Raw genomic sequence first — 15505 nt, 5'->3', positions numbered from 1 at the left:
CGGTCTATTGCAAAGTCTAGCCAAGCCGGCCGCGGGCGGCGAGTCAGAACCGAGATTCCCCAATAGAACCAAAGCAGCATGTGGCGGCCCGGCTTCACCCAAATGAGGTAGATGGCATAGGGCGTTTCTTGCTAGGTAAGAGTACCTGACCCAATTGGAGACCCGCATGCGCTTTGCCGCCATCGCCGATGTGCACGGAAATTATCTCGCCCTCGAAGCGGTGCTGGCCGACATCCGCGCGCAGGGCATCAGCGAGGTCGTCAATCTCGGCGACATGGCGAGCGGCCCGCTCGACGCGCGGCGGACGATGGATGCGCTGATGGCGCTCGACGCCATCCACGTGCTCGGCAACCATGATCGCTGGCTGATCGATCGTCCGTTCGAGAAGATGGGCGCATGGGATCGTCCGGCCTATGCGCAACTTGAGTCGGGCCATCTCGACTGGCTGCGCGCGGTGCCATCGACGCGGATATTTCGCGATCAGGTCTTTCTTTGCCACGCCACGCCTGCGGACGATAACGTCTACTGGCTGGAGAAAGTGACGCCGGACGGTTCGGTCATCATGTCGCCGCTGGCGGCGATCGAGAAAGAGGCGGACGGCATTTCGCAGTCGCTGATTCTGTGCGCCCACACCCACATCGCGCGCGCCGTCCGTCTCAGCGATGGGCGCCTGGTGGTCAATCCCGGCAGCGTCGGCAGTCCCGGCTTTTCCTACACCGTGCCATTCCCGCATGTGATCGAGGCCGGCACGCCCGATGCCCGCTATGCGATTCTCGATTTGGCATCGGGAAACTGGCGCGTGACATTCCGCCATGTGCCCTACGACAACCAGGCGATGGCGGACTTGGCACGCCGCAACGGCGATGCCGAATTCGCTTCCGCGCTGGCGACGGGACGGGTCCGCTAACTGCGCGTCACAGGGGTCTCATCGGCCACGCCGACGTGATCGCGATAAACCATCTCCCAGCCCTTCCATCCCGTGACGAGCAGGATCAACACCACGACGAATGACAGCACGATGCCGGTTGGGATGATGGCCGAGGTGCCTTCGGTGTAGCGCGAATACCAGTTGTAGAGCTGGATCAGGACCATGATGACGTTGCCGCCGGCGTGCAGCCAGGCATCGTTGAGGTTGCGGATGCGATTGTCTCCGAACAGGTCGATCACGCCGACGACGGCAGCGAGCGCGGCCATGATCAGGCCGATGCCGAGCAGCCAGAGCGATGCGCTGGCCCAGAACTCGTTCGACGTTCGCCAGAATGCGATGTCCGAAACAAACGCCAGCACGAAACAGGCGACGGGAAATGGAATCAGCATGGGATGGATCGGATGACCGGCGATCTGCGCGGTCGACTTTGGATTGTTCATGAATGCCTCCTCAGGTGGCAATAGGCATTTAACTACCCGCGGCAGGGCGAGTTCCTGCGGCATGCTGCAACGGGCCAGCAGGTGCGGCGCAACAAAACGCCTGCTTCGCGACATAGGCCGGCTTCACTTCAACAGCTTCATCGGATCAACCGCCTTCTGCTTGAGCTGATCGAAGCGGCATTGCCGCGGCGCCTTGTCGGGCCGCCAGCGCAGGATGGAAGTGCCGTGGCGGAAGCGCTCGCCGCTGAAATGGTCGTAGCAGACCTCGATCACGAGCTTCGGTTTGAGCGGACACCACTTCGCCGAGCGGTCGGTCGACCACCGGCTCGGCCCGCCCGGCGCATTGCCGGTGAAGCCGGGCGGCGCAATCAGCGGCTCAAGCCTGTCCGTCAACGCCGGCTTGTCTGCCTGCTTGATCGCGGAGGTGAAGCCGACATGGTGCAGGCAGCCCTCGTCATCATAGAGGCCGAGCAGCAGCGATCCCACGACCTTGCGGCCCGCGACCTTGTTGGTGGCGTAGCGGAAGCCGCCGACCACGCAATCGGCGCTGCGGAATTTCTTGATCTTCTGCATGCCGTCGCGGTTGCCAGCCTGGTAGGGCAGATCGAGGCGCTTGGCGATCACGCCGTCCGAGCCGCCGCCGGCTTGCTTCAGCCATTTTTGTGCGGTCGCATGGTTTGTCGTGGCCGGTGATAGGCGAAACGTCTTCTGCGATTTGAACTGCGTCTTGGCAAAGGCCTCCAGCGCGGGACGGCGCTCGCGCAAGGCAGACGCGGCGAGCTTGTTGTCCGCGGCTGACGCCAAGAGATCGAACGCGAGAAACAGCGCCGGCGTTTCCTGCGACAATTTCTTGACCCGGCTGGCGGCGGGATGAATCCGCTGCAGCAGATCGTCGAACGAAAACGATTTTCCGTGTGGCACGACGATTTCGCCGTCGAGCACGAATTCGCGTGCCTTTAGCGCCAGCGCGGCCTGGACCAGTTCGGGAAAATAGCGAGCGAGATCCTCGCCGCTTTTGGAGCGGAGATCGACCCGATCGCCTTGGCGGGACATCAGGCAGCGGAAGCCATCCCATTTCGGCTCATACTGCCATTCCGCGCCCTTGGGGATGGCATCGACCGAGCGTGCCTCCATCGCGGCGAGCGGGGCAGGGCGCCGGCGCGCCCTTGGCGATGGCGAACTTGGGGATAGGTCGACGCGAGACATGCCGTCTCAACGCAAACGGCCGGCTAATCGCCGGCCGTCCGAAGAAATAATTGTTCAGGCGCCGATCAGACCGCCGCGGTGATCCACTGCTGCAGCTTCGCCTTCGGCGCCGCGCCGACCTGACGGGAGGCCATCTCGCCGCCCTTGAAGATCATCAGGGTCGGGATCGACATCACGCCGTATTTCGAGGCCGTCTTCGGGCTCTCGTCGACGTTCAGCTTGACGATCTTGACCTTGTCGCCCATCGCGCCGGAAATCTCGTCGAGGGCGGGAGCGATCATGCGGCAGGGGCCGCACCATTCGGCCCAGAAGTCGACGACCACCGGCCCGGTCGCCTTGAGCACTTCGGCTTCGAAATCGGCGTCAGAAACCTTGCCAACGGCCATCGGAATTACCTCGTTCGGTTAGAAATGAAGGGCGCGGCCAAAAGAATCGCGCCGTGGGATGATGTGGCAAACCTATGAACGCGACCTTGCCGGGTCAAGCGCGGTCACGCCGAGATGATGGATGCCAGCTCAGCCTGCAGCGCGGGAGCGGAAATCTCCATTAATTCAGAGCTTTCTGTCCACAGCAGCGCGGCGCGGATGGCATGCTGGGGATAAAGCTTTGATAGCACCGCCCGGTACAGCGCGAGCTGGCGGACATAGCCCCGCGGCGCTTCGGCAGGGTCGCGCGGCGGGGCATGGTTGGTCTTGAAATCGACGATCAAAACCTCGCTTTCGGTGACGACGAGGCGGTCGATCTGTCCGGACACGAGGGCCGGACGTCCGCCCGGCCGGTCCAGGCGTCCGACGATGGAGACCTCGGCCCGGCTGCCGGGCGCGAATACCGGCGCAAAGCGCGCATCCACAATCAGGGCCAGCGTGCCGTCGGCCAGCGCCTGCCGCTCTTCCTCGTTCCAGCCGTCGGCGTTGCGGGCCAGATAGGTCAGCGCGGCCTCTCGGCGGCGCTCGGGGGCGACATCGGGCAGCGATTGCAGGAGGCGGTGCACCAGCGTACCGCGCTGCAGGGCGCGGGCGCGCTGCAGCAGCGATTCGGCGGTTCGTACGGGATGGGTGCCGTTATCCGCGGGATCGGAGGGCCGCAGCAGGCTTTCCGCGGAGGTTTCCGGCTGCGCCGGGGTCGATAGCCAAGTGGGCAGCACGATCGGGACCGGCGCGGCCGCCGCAGCCGCCGGCGCGGTTGCGGACGGCGCGGCATCCTCCACCCGCATATAGCGCTTCACCCGGCCCGCAGTGGTCTCGATCTCCTGAAGCTGCAGGCCGGACCCCTCTAGCCCCTTGGTGATCAGGTCGTACCAGGACAGCGGCCGGACGCTCTTCATGTTGCCGGGCAAGCAGCCGCCGACGATCAGGCGGTCCGCCGCGCGCGTCATCGCGACATAGAGCAGGCGGCGATATTCATCCTCGGTATCGCCGATCATCGCCTCGCGGGCCGCGGCTACGGCCGGCGGATCCTCGGCCTTGCGACCGGCCCAGACGACAACGCCGGGCGCGTGCGGATCGCCATTGCCCTGCGACAGGTTGATCAGCTTCAGGCGCTGCGTATCCGACGGCGAGGTCGTGGTGTCCACCAGGAAGACGACCGATGCTTCCAGCCCCTTGGCTCCATGCACCGTCATGACGCGGACCTCGTCGCGCGAGATTTCCATGTCGCGCTTCACTTCGAGATCGGCGGTACGCAGCCAGGCCACAAAGCCCTGCAGCGAGGCCGGCGCCTTGCGCTCATAGCTCAGCGCCAGCTCGAGAAACTCGTCGAGTGCATCGTTCGCCTCATGGCCGAGCCGGCGCAGGATGCGCGCACGGCCGCCGTCGCCGCCGAGCAGCCAGGCATAGAACGCAAACGGCGTCTCGCCGGCGAAACGCCGCTCGCATTGTTCGAGCCGCCACAGCGCATCGCGCAACCGGCCATCGGACGCGGCACGTGTGCTTAAGGCTGCCCGCAGCGATCCCTTGCGCTCCCAGGCAATCTTGAACAGTTCATCATCGCCGAGTCCGAACAGCGGGCTCTTCAACGCCACTGCAAGAGCCAGATCGTCCTGCGGCAGCAGCAGCGCGTCCGCGAGGTTCATCAGGTCGATGATGGCGATGTGCTCGGTCAGCTTGAGGCGGTCGGCGCCGGCCACGGGAATGCCGGCGTGCTTCAGCGCCTGGATCACGGCATCGAACGCATTGCCGCGCCGACGCACCAGAACCAGCATGTCGCCATAGCGCAGCGGCCGACGGTCGCCCTTGGCTCCGGTCATCACGCGGCTTCCGACCAACGACTTGATCTCGGCCTGGATGCGCCGTGCCAGCTTCACCTCGGGGCTGGTGGCGGCGACGCCGTCGAACGGCGCGCGCCAGCCTTCGATGTCCTGCCGGTCGTCGGCTTCCGCCAGCTCCCAGAGATCGATCTGGCTTGGGCCGGCATCGGCGAGCGCGTGATGGATCGGGTTGCCGATATCGACCGCATGAATGCTGCGATAGATGTCCTGCTCGCGAAACACCTGGTCGACGGCGTGGAGGATCGTCGGTCCCGAGCGGAAAGAGTAATTGAACGACACCGGATCGAACTTGAGACCCGCACCCTCGAACTTTCGCTGCAGGGCGCGGCGGCGCAGGTCGAACTCGCGCGGCGCGGCGCCCTGGAACGAGAAGATCGACTGCTTCTCGTCGCCGACCGCGAACACGGTTCGCACGAGGCCGTCTCGCGCACCCGCGCCTGAGGTGAACTCGGAGATGATGTGCGCGACGATGTCCCATTGCCGCGGGCTGGTATCCTGCGCCTCGTCGATCAGCACATGGTCGACGCCGCGGTCGAGCTTGTAATGCACCCAGCCCGAGGAGACGCGGTCGAGCATTTCAAGCGTCTTGTCGATCAGGTCGTCATAGTCGAGCAGGCCGCGCTCCTGCTTTTCGCGCCGGTAGTTCGCTGCCGCTGATGTCGCGATGTAGAGCAGCGCCTCGGTGCGGTCGCGCGCCACCAAGGCGCGGCGGCGTTCGATCAGCGGCAGGATACGGCGGGTCTCGGATTCGAGTAGCCCTCCAATTGCGGGATTCTTTTTGACAAAGCTATTCGTGACGACCGTAGCCCTTGGCGTGCGCTCTTCCGTGAGAAACAGTCCTAGATACGTGTCGACCTGAGCCGCCCCGGTAAATATGAGCGCTTCACGAAGTCGGTCGGCCTGTTTCTGGTCAGCCTTACTGCTTGTATCCAGAATCAGCGCAATCTCCGCCCATCGGTCGCGCGGCAGGTTCGGTCCCTCAACGATGTCGCGCTCGACATCTTCGAGGCGATCCGTGGGGGCGACGCCAAGCGCCGCTGAAATCTGCGTGGCGGCGGCCTGTGCGCTGCCGGCGGCGTCGGTCCAGGCCATGAAATGATCGCGGCTGAGACAGGCCTCGCGCACCACATCCTTGAACGTGACGTCGGCTGCGCTCGCCATCGCCGTCATCAAGGCGCGGCCGGTCGGGCTGTCGGGGTTGCGCGACGCTTCGAGAAAGACGGCGAGATTGGCGCGCTCCATCATCTCGTTCTGGTCGCGCTCGTCGAGCACAGCAAAGCGTGCCGGAACGTTGGCCTCGAACGGGAATTGCTGCAGCAGCCGCGTACAGAGGGCGTGGATCGTCTGCACCTTCAGCCCGCCCGGCGTTTCCAATGCGCAGGCAAACAGTTTGCGCGCCGATTTGCGCAGGCGCGCGCCGACATGGGCAATGCCGGCCTCGCGGATCGCCGCATCCAGTGCGTCGTCGTCGAGCGTCACCCAATGCCCGAGCGTGGTGAACACGCGCTCCGCCATGTTGGCGGCAGCGGCCTTGGTAAAGGTGATGCAGAGGATCTTTTCCGGCGCGACGCCATCGAGCAGCAGGCGGATCACCCGCTGCACCAGCACGTGCGTCTTGCCCGAGCCCGCATTCGCCGAGACGAAGGCGGAAGCCGCAGGGTCGGATGCGCGCGCTTGGGTAGCGCGAACCGCGTCGGGAATGATGCGGGCGGCCTTCACCATTCCTCGATCCCCAAGCCGCCGGCTGCCGACCATTCCTTGATGCGGGCGAGGTCGTCATAGGCGCCGTAGCGGTTCGACCACATGGAAAGGTTCAGCGACGTATAGGCCGTCTCCTCGATCTCGAACTTGCGGATCAATGCCTCAAGCTGCTCAAGGGCGTAATCGGCCGCCTCATCCGGCGGCTGCGGCGTGTCGTTGTTCCTAATTTTCAGCTCCAGCGTTCGCTGCTCCCCAGGCGGATTGTTGCCGCTGAGCCTGACATAGACGAGCTCGCCGACGGAGGAGCCAGCATGGATGTTCTCAAACCCGCCCTCGCGCAGGATAGCGGCCTCCAGCGTCAGTTGCGGCGACAGGCCCATCCGCACCTGCTTGCCGGTCGGCGCCTGGCCGGTCTTATAATCGAGGATCGCAAAGCGGCCGTCCTGACGCTGCTCGATCCGGTCGGCGCGCGCCGACAGCGTGAAGATGCGCTCGTTATCGAGCGGAATCTTGATCTCGCCCCGGATCTCGGCGGCAATTTTCTCAATGGTGTCGCGCCGCGCCTGCTCCCAATCGGCAAACCAGGTGGCGATGCGCTGAAACCGCGGCCACCAAAGCGCGCGCGCCTCGGGGCGCTCCATCAGCGGCGCAAAATATTTTTCGCCGATCCGGCGCAGCGCCAGCGCCGGCTGCGGGGGCAGGGCGGCGGCGAATTCCTGCGTGAATTCCCCGAGCGCGTCGTGGATCGCCGAGCCGCGGTCGGCCGCCGACAGCGGCATGTCGACGGGGTCGAGCGGATCGAGGTGCAGAATATGTTTTGCGTAGATCGTATAGGGATCGCGCAGCCAGTCCTCGATCGCCGTAACAGACAGTTTTGTCGGCCGGGTCGCGACGGGCGGTTTCGGCGCGGGCTGCTCAATCGGTTTGACATCGTCGGGCTGATCCAGCTCTTCCGCGAAGCGGACGTACTTTTCTCCAGCCTTTCTCGCTTCATCCCAGCGCGCTTCGCCGGCCACCGCCTCCAGCCGGTGCAGGAAGCGCGACGCGACGGCCGGCGCGCCGCCGACCTTGGCTGCATGGGTCAGGATCACGTCTTCCGTTCCCAGCAGTTGCGCAAAGTCGTGCGCGGAAAGTCCGATGCGGCGCTCCGGCAGATCGAGGCCGAGTTCGTGTCGCATCGGCCGGCTCAGCCAGGGATCGACCCGCGGTGCCGGCGGCCACACGCCTTCGACCAGCCCGCCGAGAATGACGCGGTCGGATTCGGTCAGTCGCGCTTCGAGCTGACCGTAGATCTGCAGCTGCGCGTTCGCCGACTCCGGCCGCCGCACGATGCGGTCGGCATAGGCGGTCTGGAACACGTCCGGATAGTCGCCTAACTGAACCAAGAGACCGCTCGGCTTTTGCTCGGTCAGCAGGTCGTCGAAGGCGGCTGCCAGCGCCGCGCCTTGCGCGTCTTCGAAGACGGCGACAACGCCGTTCTGGTCCGAAGACAACGCCATCAGCGTTTCGCGATGGCGCTGCGCCAGCTCGGCAAAATCGAACGGCTTTGATCCGGCCATGATTTCGAGCGGCTCCAGCGCCTTCTGCAGTGCTGATATCAGCGCTTGTGCCTGGTCGAGTTCGTGGTCTTTCAATTTCGCCCGCGGCTCGGCGGCGTGCAGCGAGGATGTCTCATGGCTTCGGAGCTTTTTGAGCTCGACGCGGAAGCGATCGAACTCGCGCGCAAGGCCGGCCGTTCCCGCCTGCGGCCGGGTGCCGCGCAACAGCGCCAGTTCGAGCGTCTCGATGGGGCGTTTGAACGCACCATGTGCGCCGCCGAGCCGGAACAGCGGATGCTTCAAGAGCGCCAGCAGCGTCGGCGGCTCCAGCCCTTTGGTGGCAGCTTCCGCGACGAGGCGGGCGAAGACGCCGCTCGGCGTATCCATCAGCGCGTCGCCGCCGGAATCATTGAATGCGAGATTCCAGCGCGTCAGCGCCGCCATCACCCGCCGCGCCAGTGCGCGATCCGGCGTGACCAGCGCCGCCGATTTGCCGAGATGCCGCGCCTCGCGCATCGCCACCGCAATCGCCAGCGCTTCCATTTCCGAACTGGGCGCCTCGACGACGGTAAGCTTCTCCATGCCGCCGGCGATTCGTGCCGAGACGTCGGGCTGCGCCAGCCGGTCATGCCATTGCTCGGTCGCGGCCGACGGCCGCATCGTCTCCGAGATCAGCACCTCTCGCCCATGCGGCGTGCCGAGGATTTCGACGTCGCTGCGCTTGATGCCGAAGCGATCCAAGAGGCCGTGCATCGCAAATTGCGGATGGTTCGAGGAAGGCTGGGTGATGAACTTGCCCTGCGCGTCGCGCTCGCCGCCGATCGTCTGCCACGATTCCTCGTCGAGATCGGTGTCGAGCCCGGGCAGCACCACCGCGCCCTGCTTCAGGCGGGCCACGGCGTTGAGAAATTTTGCGGTTGCCGGCATCGAGCCGGTCGAGCCGGCCGCCACCACCGGCCCCTCATGATGCGCGGTCAGCCGCGCCGCTTCCGCCTCGATCAGGCGGTCGCGCCGCTCCGCGGGTTCGATCCGGCCGATCTCTTTCAAGTGCTCCGGCCATGCCTTGCGCGCGATGCGCAGAAATTCCAGCGAGTGCTGCCAGTATTTGTCGAACTGGTCGGGCACCAGCCTGTCGAGCGCTTCCCAGGCAACGCCGCGCGTCACCATGTCGTCCATCAGCCGCGCCAGGTCGCCGGCCAGCGCCAGCGTCGAGGCCGGGCCGCCGACCACCAGCGGCGCCGACACCGGGGTCTTCGCCCATGCCGCCACCAGATGCGCCAGCGTCAGCCGTCGTTCCAGCTCGCCAAGCCGCGGCGGAATGTCGAGCGGGGCCGCGCCGCTGAATTGCTCGGCGCCTTCGGCAAACGCCAGCTCGTCCTCGTCGATGTCGCCGAGCGCGACGATGCGCGGCAGGATCGCAGCATCGGTCTTCAGTTCGTCGAGAAAGATTTCCCGCGCCAGCCGTCCGGCGCGCCGGGTCGGCAGATAGAGCGTGGCGCGCGCCAGATTGAGCGGGTCCTTTCGCGCCTCGAGTCCCTCGATCAGTCGGCCGTCAACCAACGCCGCGATGACGGTGCGCAAGAGCGGCACGGAGAGGGGAACACTGAAAACGCGCATGGGCATCCTGATTCGAGGTCAGGGGCCAATATAGGGAGCGATGAGGGGGAGGTCATGCGGGTGAGGGCGGCGTCCCCGCTACCCACCGCCAAGCCAATCCGAGCCCATTCCTACTGTGCATGGGGTTGTTTTCGAGATTTTTGTCTGGGCCCTGCGGGCTCACCGGCGTCAGCCGCCTCGCACAACTGTCATTACCCGCCTTGTGCGCAGTTGCGCGCAGGGGCGGGTGATTCAGTATCCCAGAGACGATAGTGATTGAACCGGGAATGCGCGGCGTACTGGATGCCCCGCCGAAGCCTGTCATCGGGCGGCCATTCGGCCGACCCGTTGCCGGGGCATGACAGCGGTGAGTGGGGTGCTACGCCACGCTCTCCAAGAACGCCTCTTCCGCGGCCTGCACCGCGTCGGGGGTGCCAACATGCATCCAGACGCCGTCGAGCCTGAGGCCAAACAGGCGCTCCTGCTCGTTGGCGCGGTCGAACATCCTGGTCAGCGAAAACTCGCCGGCCGGCGCGTCCATAAACAGCGACGGCGACATAATCGCGGCGCCGGCATAGACGAACGGCACCACCTGGTGCTCCCTGCGCTTGCGCAGCGCGCCGTCGGGTAGCATGCCGTAATCGCCGCGGCCGGAATAGCCGATGCTGCTCGTGGTCGGCGCCATCAAAAGCAGGATATCCATCCGTGCCGGATCGAAGGTTTCGGCGAGCCGCATCAGATTGGGTCGCACGCCGTCGATCCACATCGTGTCGGCGTTGAGATGGAAGAACGGTTCCTTGCCGAGCAGCGGCAGCGCCTTCACCACCGCGCCGCCGGTGCCGAGCACCTCGTCGCGCTCGTCGGAGATGATGACGCGGGGCCGGGTGCGGCTTGCGGTATGCTCGATGATCTGGTCGGGCAGATAGTGCACGTTGACCACGGCCTCGCTGATGCCGGCGCCGGCGAGCTTGTCCAGCACATGGTCGAGCAGCGGCTGGCCGGCAACACGCACCAGCGGCTTCGGCATGTGGTCGGTCAGGGGGCGCATGCGCAAGCCGAGACCGGCGGCAAGGACCATCGCTTTGGTAGGCGTAACGGGCATTCCCTGGCGTTCTTTCCAATCGTTCAAATCGCGCCGCGGATCATACCATGGCGAATAGCCTAATGCAGTTACCGGGAGGCCATAGTTGCGGCATGTGACGGCCGTACGACAGCCGTTCGCCCGCGCCCGCCGCCGTCAGGCGTTGGCGTCCTCGGCGCCGCGCTTGGCGGCCTTTTTCTTCTTGTCGCCCTGCCTCAGGAAGTTGACGCCGATCTGGTCGCCATTGACCCAGGCCAGTTCGCAGCGGCGATAGGCCAGGCCCGTGGACGACAGCAGCAGGAAGAACTCTTTCAGGTGCAGGCCCTCGACCGAACCTTCCACCGTCAGCTTGGCGCCGGTCTCGGAGACGTCCTCCATCACGCAGTCGCGCCGCCAGGTGCCGTCGATGCCCATCATGTGCGCCGCAAAGCCGCGCTCGAATACGACTCGATCTCCCCGGCGCCGTTCCGCTCCCGCCATGGCTGTCTTCCCGCTTCAAACTGGCTGCGCCATGCCTGCGCGGCATGGCTGGTTCCAGATTAAAGGCGGGGTGGCTAACAGGAGGTAAATCAAGAGACCGGCGGAGGCACGTTCGCGGCATACCATTTGCGAAACGCCGCCAGCGCCGGGTGGGCCAGCGATCGGCCCAGATAGGTCCAGATCCGCGGCTGGTGGCGCAGATATTGCGGCTTGCCGTCGCGCCGGTTGAGCCGGGCGAACGTGCCGAGCAGGCGCGTATTCCGCTGCGCCGACATGATGGCGTAGAGCTCGGCAAAGCCGGCCGGATCGAACCCGCCATCGGCTGCGCGGCGCGCCTTGATGTAGCGGGTCAGCAGCGCCAGCTCGAGCTGTTCGGGCACGTCGATCCGCGCGTCCTGCAACAGTGACACCAGATCGTAGGCCGCAGGCCCTAGCACGGCGTCCTGGAAGTCGATGATGCCAACGCGCAAAATCCCCGTGCGCTCGGCGAGCCAGATGATGTTGGGCGAGTGAAAGTCTCGCATCACCCAGGTGCGCGGCGCCGCCGCCGGTTTTTGCAACAGCGTTCGCCACATCGTGACGAACTCGTCGCGCCGCTCTGGGCTCAGTTCCGCGCCGCGGTCCGGCAGATACCATTCGAGCATCAAGCCCATCTCGACCAGCCACGCATCGATGCCGTAGACCGGGATATCGTAGGTGAGCTGCGGCGCCAGCGGCACCGTTTCGGGCAGCGGCTTGCGATGCAGCTCCGCCAGCATGTCGGTGGCCGCTTCGTAGCGGTCCACGATCGGCCGCGGCGGGTCGCCCTCGACGACGGCGGCGCTGCCGAAATCCTCGGTTATCAGGAAGCCGGCATCGATATCGGCATGGCGGATCGCGGGCGCCGAGAAACCGTGCGCACGCAGGCCGTTGTCGATGGCGACGAACGGCTTGACGTCCTCGGCGAGATGAACGGCCGCGCTGTAGGATTTCCCGTCATAGATCGCCGGCCCATCCGGCCGGCGCGGCGAATTCATCAGGATCGACGTGCCGTCCTTGCCGACCAGCCGCGCATACGAGCGCGTCGAGGCGTCGCCTTGCATACGCTCGCGCTCGGCGCTGAGAAAGCCGGCTTGAACGAGAAGGTTGCGCAGTGCCTCCAGCCGCGCCACCTGCATGGCCGCCTTGCCATGGCCGGTGATTTCGGCGGCGCGTGCGGTGGAGCCGAGCGCGGGGCGGTGGCTGAGGGCGATGTCGATGCGATTTTCCGGCAGCGCATCCGGCGCGCGCTCCGGCCATTCGATCAGCGCCAGCGTGCCCTCAGGTAGCGGCGACAGCCCGATCTCCTCCAGTTCGCTCGCATCATTGATGCGGTAGAGATCGGCGTGGACGATCGGAAACGGCTGCTCGTAGCTCTGCGCCAGCGTGAAGGTCGGGCTCGGCACTTCCAGCGCGGGATCGCCGGCGAGATAGCGGATCATCGCGCGTGCGGCCGCCGTCTTGCCGGCGCCGAGATCGCCGGAAAGCGTGATCACGTCACCTGGGCTGACCAGCAGCGCGAGGTCGGCCATCAGATGTGCGGTGGCCGTCTCGTTGGCGAGCGCCACCGTAAATGTCGCAGGTTCGGTCATTCGGCGGCGTTGCGATGCGCGTTCTGGTCAACGGGGAAGTCGCATGTGACGGACGTGCCCTTGCCGACCACTGAATCGACGCGCACCTTGCCGCCATGCAGCTCGACGAAGGAGCGCACCAGTGATAGGCCAAGCCCGGCGCCGCGGTGCCGCGAGCCGTGCGAATGGCTCTCGAACCAGTCGAACACCTTGTCTTTCACCTCGGCCGGAATGCCGGGGCCGCAATCGCTGACGGTAAAGATCACGCGATGCTCGGTCCGCCGCGCGCTGATCGTGACGGCGGCATCATGCGGCGAGAAGCCGACGGCGTTGGCGAGCAGGTTATACAGCACCTGCACGACGCGCCGCTCGTCGCCGGTGAAGTTGCCGATATTGGGATCGATATCGATCTTGAGCTCGATGCGGTCGGTCGCCAGCCGGTCCTGAATGCCCTCGGCGGCGGCCTGGATCGCCTTCTCGATATTGACCGGGCCGAGCTCGAGCTTCATGGCGCCGGCATCGATGGTGGCGAGATCCAGGATGTTGTTGGTGAGCGCCAGCAGCGCGTTGGTCGATTTGGTGACGTAATCGAGATACTCGGCCTGCTTCGGCGTCAGCGGGCCGGTCGAGGGGTCGCTGAGGAAATGCGCAAAGCCGATGATGGTGGTGAGCGGCGCGCGCAGTTCGTATGACACATGGTGGACGAAATCCACCTTCATCTGGTCGGCGGCCTCTAGCGCCTCGTTGCGCTCGCGCAGGGCACGCTCGACATTTTCGGTATCGGTGATGTCCTGGAAGGTCAGCAGCGTCGCGCCGTCGGGCAGCGGCATGGTCATGCAGTCGAGTACACTGCCGTCCTTGCGCTCGAGCTTGAGTTCCACCTGCGCCCGGTTTTCGATGCCCGTGATGGCCTCGCGCAGCACGCGCCAGGTCAGCGCGTCGTCGAACAGCGGCTTGCACCAGGCTTCCACGGTCTCGATGTGAGGCTGCTCCTTGAGCTGCTCCGCCGGCAGCTTCCACATCTTGGCGAACGCCGGATTGAACAGTTCGACGCGGCCGTTGCTGCCGAACACCGCGACGGCTTCGGCCAGATTGTCGAGCGTTTCGTGCTGCACCCGGGTCAGGCGGTCGTAGCGGCGAGCGAGATCAAGGCTCTCGGTGACATTGTCGAACAGGTAGGTGACGCCGCCTTCGAGGTTCGGCGTGGTGACGACGCTCAGCGCGCGGCCGTCGGGCAGGAACCAGCTATAGGTCGCCGGCTCGACGGCACGGTAGGCCTCGTGCAGCTTGGCCTTCCAAGCCCGGAAGTCGGGCTGCTCGGGCAGCTTGCGCGCGGCGCGCAGCCGGTCGAGCACGCTTGAATCGTCCGGATTGGAATCGAGGAAGGCCTGATCGAGGCCCCACAGCCGCCGGTAGGACTCGTTGTAGAAAGCGAGCCGGCGCTGGCTGTCGAATACGGCGACGCCCGACGACAACTGGTCGAGGGTGCGGCGATGGGCTTCCACCATCCGCTCCATGGCATCGTGCAACTGCGCGACCTCGCCGGCGTCGATGGCAATGCCGGCGCTGCCGCCGCTGAGCTTGAGCGCCTGGACGTCGTAGATCCGCCGCTCGCCGCCGACCACAATCGGCAGCCGCGCGCTGAAGCTCGCATTGTCGTTCAGCACCCGGTTCATCTCGGCGCGCTGATCGTTCTCGAGCAGTTCGAGGTTGCGGTGGATCGCATCCGCGACGCTCGTGCCTTCGGTGGCGCGGACATAGGCCGTATTGGCGTAACGCAGGTTGCCTTCGGCGCTCTTGGCCCAGATCGGCCACGGCGCGGCGGCGGCGAAGTCGCGCAACAGCTCGGTCTCCTCCAACAGTGTCCTGTAGCGGAGATTGGATTCGGCGAGCTCCCGGCGCAAGCCGCCAAGTTCGCGAATCCTGATAATGGCTTGGCCGCCGATGGCGCGGCCCATCGCCTCGATGGCCCGGCCATTCGAGGTGGAGAGGTGGAGCAGGAAGCCTTCGCCGAATTCACGCAGCGCGTCGACCGCGTGATCCATCTGCAGCGCCGGTTCCGGCGGCAGCCAGGTTCCGAAAGCCAGGATGCGCTGCGGCGGACTGGCCAGCGCGTCCTGCGAGACCAGAAGCGAGGTGTCGCCACTGATCTGGGGCCGGTTGTCGCCGGCCGCCCAGGCGATCAGGATCTGCGGCTCGGCGAACAGCAGCGCGCGCAGCCGGTCGGCCTGCACCTGCAGATCGGCGATGTCCTGGCGCAGGTTGAGTTCCGTTTGGGTCGCCCGAATGCGCGTTCGCATCAACAGGATCGCGGCCAGAACGGTAAAGCCGAGCAGCGATAGCGCCGTGGTCAGCGCCGCGAATTCCTGGTGATTAAGGTCGAACAGGGTCGAAATCGCCTGCCCAATGGACAGCTCGGCAGCCGCAGCGGGTTCCGCCGATGCGGAGAGGGTGACGAGCGCGAGCATGCCGTGGCGCGCCAGTGAGGTGCACGACAGCAGGGTTCGACGCATCGCAGCGACTACGCCCGACATTATTTGCCCCAACTACGCGACTGCAGGCTCGGCACTACCCCCAGCGCACAATCCCGCCAAAAAATGAGCGGTTTGGCGTTGAGATTGTGCGCCGAATGAGGATTGAGCGCGTCCGGACCCAAAACAGGACCCCACTTTACCGGTCG

Annotated in this window: 9 protein-coding genes and 1 pseudogene; 1 reads left to right on the top strand and 9 read right to left on the bottom strand. The window is 65.6% G+C overall.

Annotated elements, in window-relative coordinates:
- The first annotated feature begins 166 nt into the window (after nucleotides 1-166).
- Entirely contained in the window at nucleotides 167-907 is a 741-nt protein-coding gene (locus RX331_RS00425) for a metallophosphoesterase family protein (protein ID WP_317254722.1), read from the top strand.
- Here RX331_RS00425 and RX331_RS00420 read toward each other — a convergent pair.
- The 9 genes and pseudogenes from RX331_RS00420 to RX331_RS00380 form a co-directional block, all read right to left on the bottom strand.
- Nucleotides 904-1368 carry a DUF2231 domain-containing protein gene (locus RX331_RS00420; protein WP_317254721.1) on the bottom strand — a complete coding sequence of 155 codons (465 nt, stop codon included), beginning with the start codon at nucleotides 1366-1368 and terminating at the stop codon, nucleotides 904-906. The genes RX331_RS00425 and RX331_RS00420 overlap by 4 nt on opposite strands.
- A gap of 123 nt (nucleotides 1369-1491) precedes the next feature.
- Nucleotides 1492-2574 (bottom strand): ATP-dependent DNA ligase, encoded by a 1083-nt coding sequence (locus RX331_RS00415; RefSeq protein ID WP_317254720.1) that lies wholly within the window; start codon nucleotides 2572-2574, stop codon nucleotides 1492-1494.
- Nucleotides 2575-2639: 65 nt separating this feature from the next.
- Nucleotides 2640-2960, bottom strand: coding sequence for a thioredoxin (gene trxA / locus RX331_RS00410; RefSeq protein ID WP_016847387.1), 321 nt, complete (start codon nucleotides 2958-2960; stop codon nucleotides 2640-2642).
- Nucleotides 2961-3032: 72 nt separating this feature from the next.
- Nucleotides 3033-6562: pseudogene (addA, locus tag RX331_RS00405) on the bottom strand (double-strand break repair helicase AddA).
- Complete coding sequence (addB, locus tag RX331_RS00400; protein ID WP_317254719.1) at nucleotides 6556-9696, bottom strand: double-strand break repair protein AddB; 3141 nt, start codon at nucleotides 9694-9696, stop codon at nucleotides 6556-6558. The pseudogene addA and the gene addB overlap by 7 nt, the downstream one beginning before the upstream one ends.
- Before the next feature lie 358 nt (nucleotides 9697-10054).
- Entirely contained in the window at nucleotides 10055-10777 is a 723-nt protein-coding gene (locus RX331_RS00395; protein WP_317254718.1) for a nucleotidyltransferase family protein, read from the bottom strand.
- A 135-nt stretch (nucleotides 10778-10912) separates the two neighbouring features.
- On the bottom strand, nucleotides 10913-11236 hold the full coding sequence (locus RX331_RS00390; protein ID WP_283031256.1) for a PilZ domain-containing protein: 324 nt from the start codon (nucleotides 11234-11236) through the stop codon (nucleotides 10913-10915).
- 89 nt (nucleotides 11237-11325) lie between these two features.
- Nucleotides 11326-12846 carry a tRNA (adenosine(37)-N6)-threonylcarbamoyltransferase complex ATPase subunit type 1 TsaE gene (gene tsaE, locus RX331_RS00385; RefSeq protein WP_317254717.1) on the bottom strand — a complete coding sequence of 507 codons (1521 nt, stop codon included), beginning with the start codon at nucleotides 12844-12846 and terminating at the stop codon, nucleotides 11326-11328.
- On the bottom strand, nucleotides 12843-15359 hold the full coding sequence (locus tag RX331_RS00380) for an ATP-binding protein (RefSeq protein ID WP_317254716.1): 2517 nt from the start codon (nucleotides 15357-15359) through the stop codon (nucleotides 12843-12845). The genes tsaE and RX331_RS00380 overlap by 4 nt, the downstream gene beginning before the upstream one ends.
- Nucleotides 15360-15505 lie beyond the last annotated feature (146 nt).

It is taken from the genome of Bradyrhizobium sp. BWA-3-5 (genome assembly GCF_032917985.1).
Taxonomy (GTDB): Bacteria; Pseudomonadota; Alphaproteobacteria; order Rhizobiales; family Xanthobacteraceae; genus Bradyrhizobium.
This window is presented reverse-complemented; position numbering and strand designations above follow the sequence as displayed.

Excerpts from the sequence above, each read along its gene's own strand:
- addB (WP_317254719.1), bottom strand. The coding sequence starts at position 9,696 with ATGCGCGTTTTCAGTGTTCCCCTCTCCGTGCCGCTCTTGCGCACCGTC.
- RX331_RS00425 (WP_317254722.1), top strand. The coding sequence starts at position 167 with ATGCGCTTTGCCGCCATCGCCGATGTGCACGGAAATTATCTCGCCCTC.
- RX331_RS00390 (WP_283031256.1), bottom strand. The coding sequence starts at position 11,236 with ATGGCGGGAGCGGAACGGCGCCGGGGAGATCGAGTCGTATTCGAGCGC.
- RX331_RS00420 (WP_317254721.1), bottom strand. The coding sequence starts at position 1,368 with ATGAACAATCCAAAGTCGACCGCGCAGATCGCCGGTCATCCGATCCAT.
- RX331_RS00415 (WP_317254720.1), bottom strand. The coding sequence starts at position 2,574 with ATGTCTCGCGTCGACCTATCCCCAAGTTCGCCATCGCCAAGGGCGCGC.
- RX331_RS00395 (WP_317254718.1), bottom strand. The coding sequence starts at position 10,777 with ATGCCCGTTACGCCTACCAAAGCGATGGTCCTTGCCGCCGGTCTCGGC.
- trxA (WP_016847387.1), bottom strand. The coding sequence starts at position 2,960 with ATGGCCGTTGGCAAGGTTTCTGACGCCGATTTCGAAGCCGAAGTGCTC.
- RX331_RS00380 (WP_317254716.1), bottom strand. The coding sequence starts at position 15,359 with ATGTCGGGCGTAGTCGCTGCGATGCGTCGAACCCTGCTGTCGTGCACC.
- tsaE (WP_317254717.1), bottom strand. The coding sequence starts at position 12,846 with ATGACCGAACCTGCGACATTTACGGTGGCGCTCGCCAACGAGACGGCC.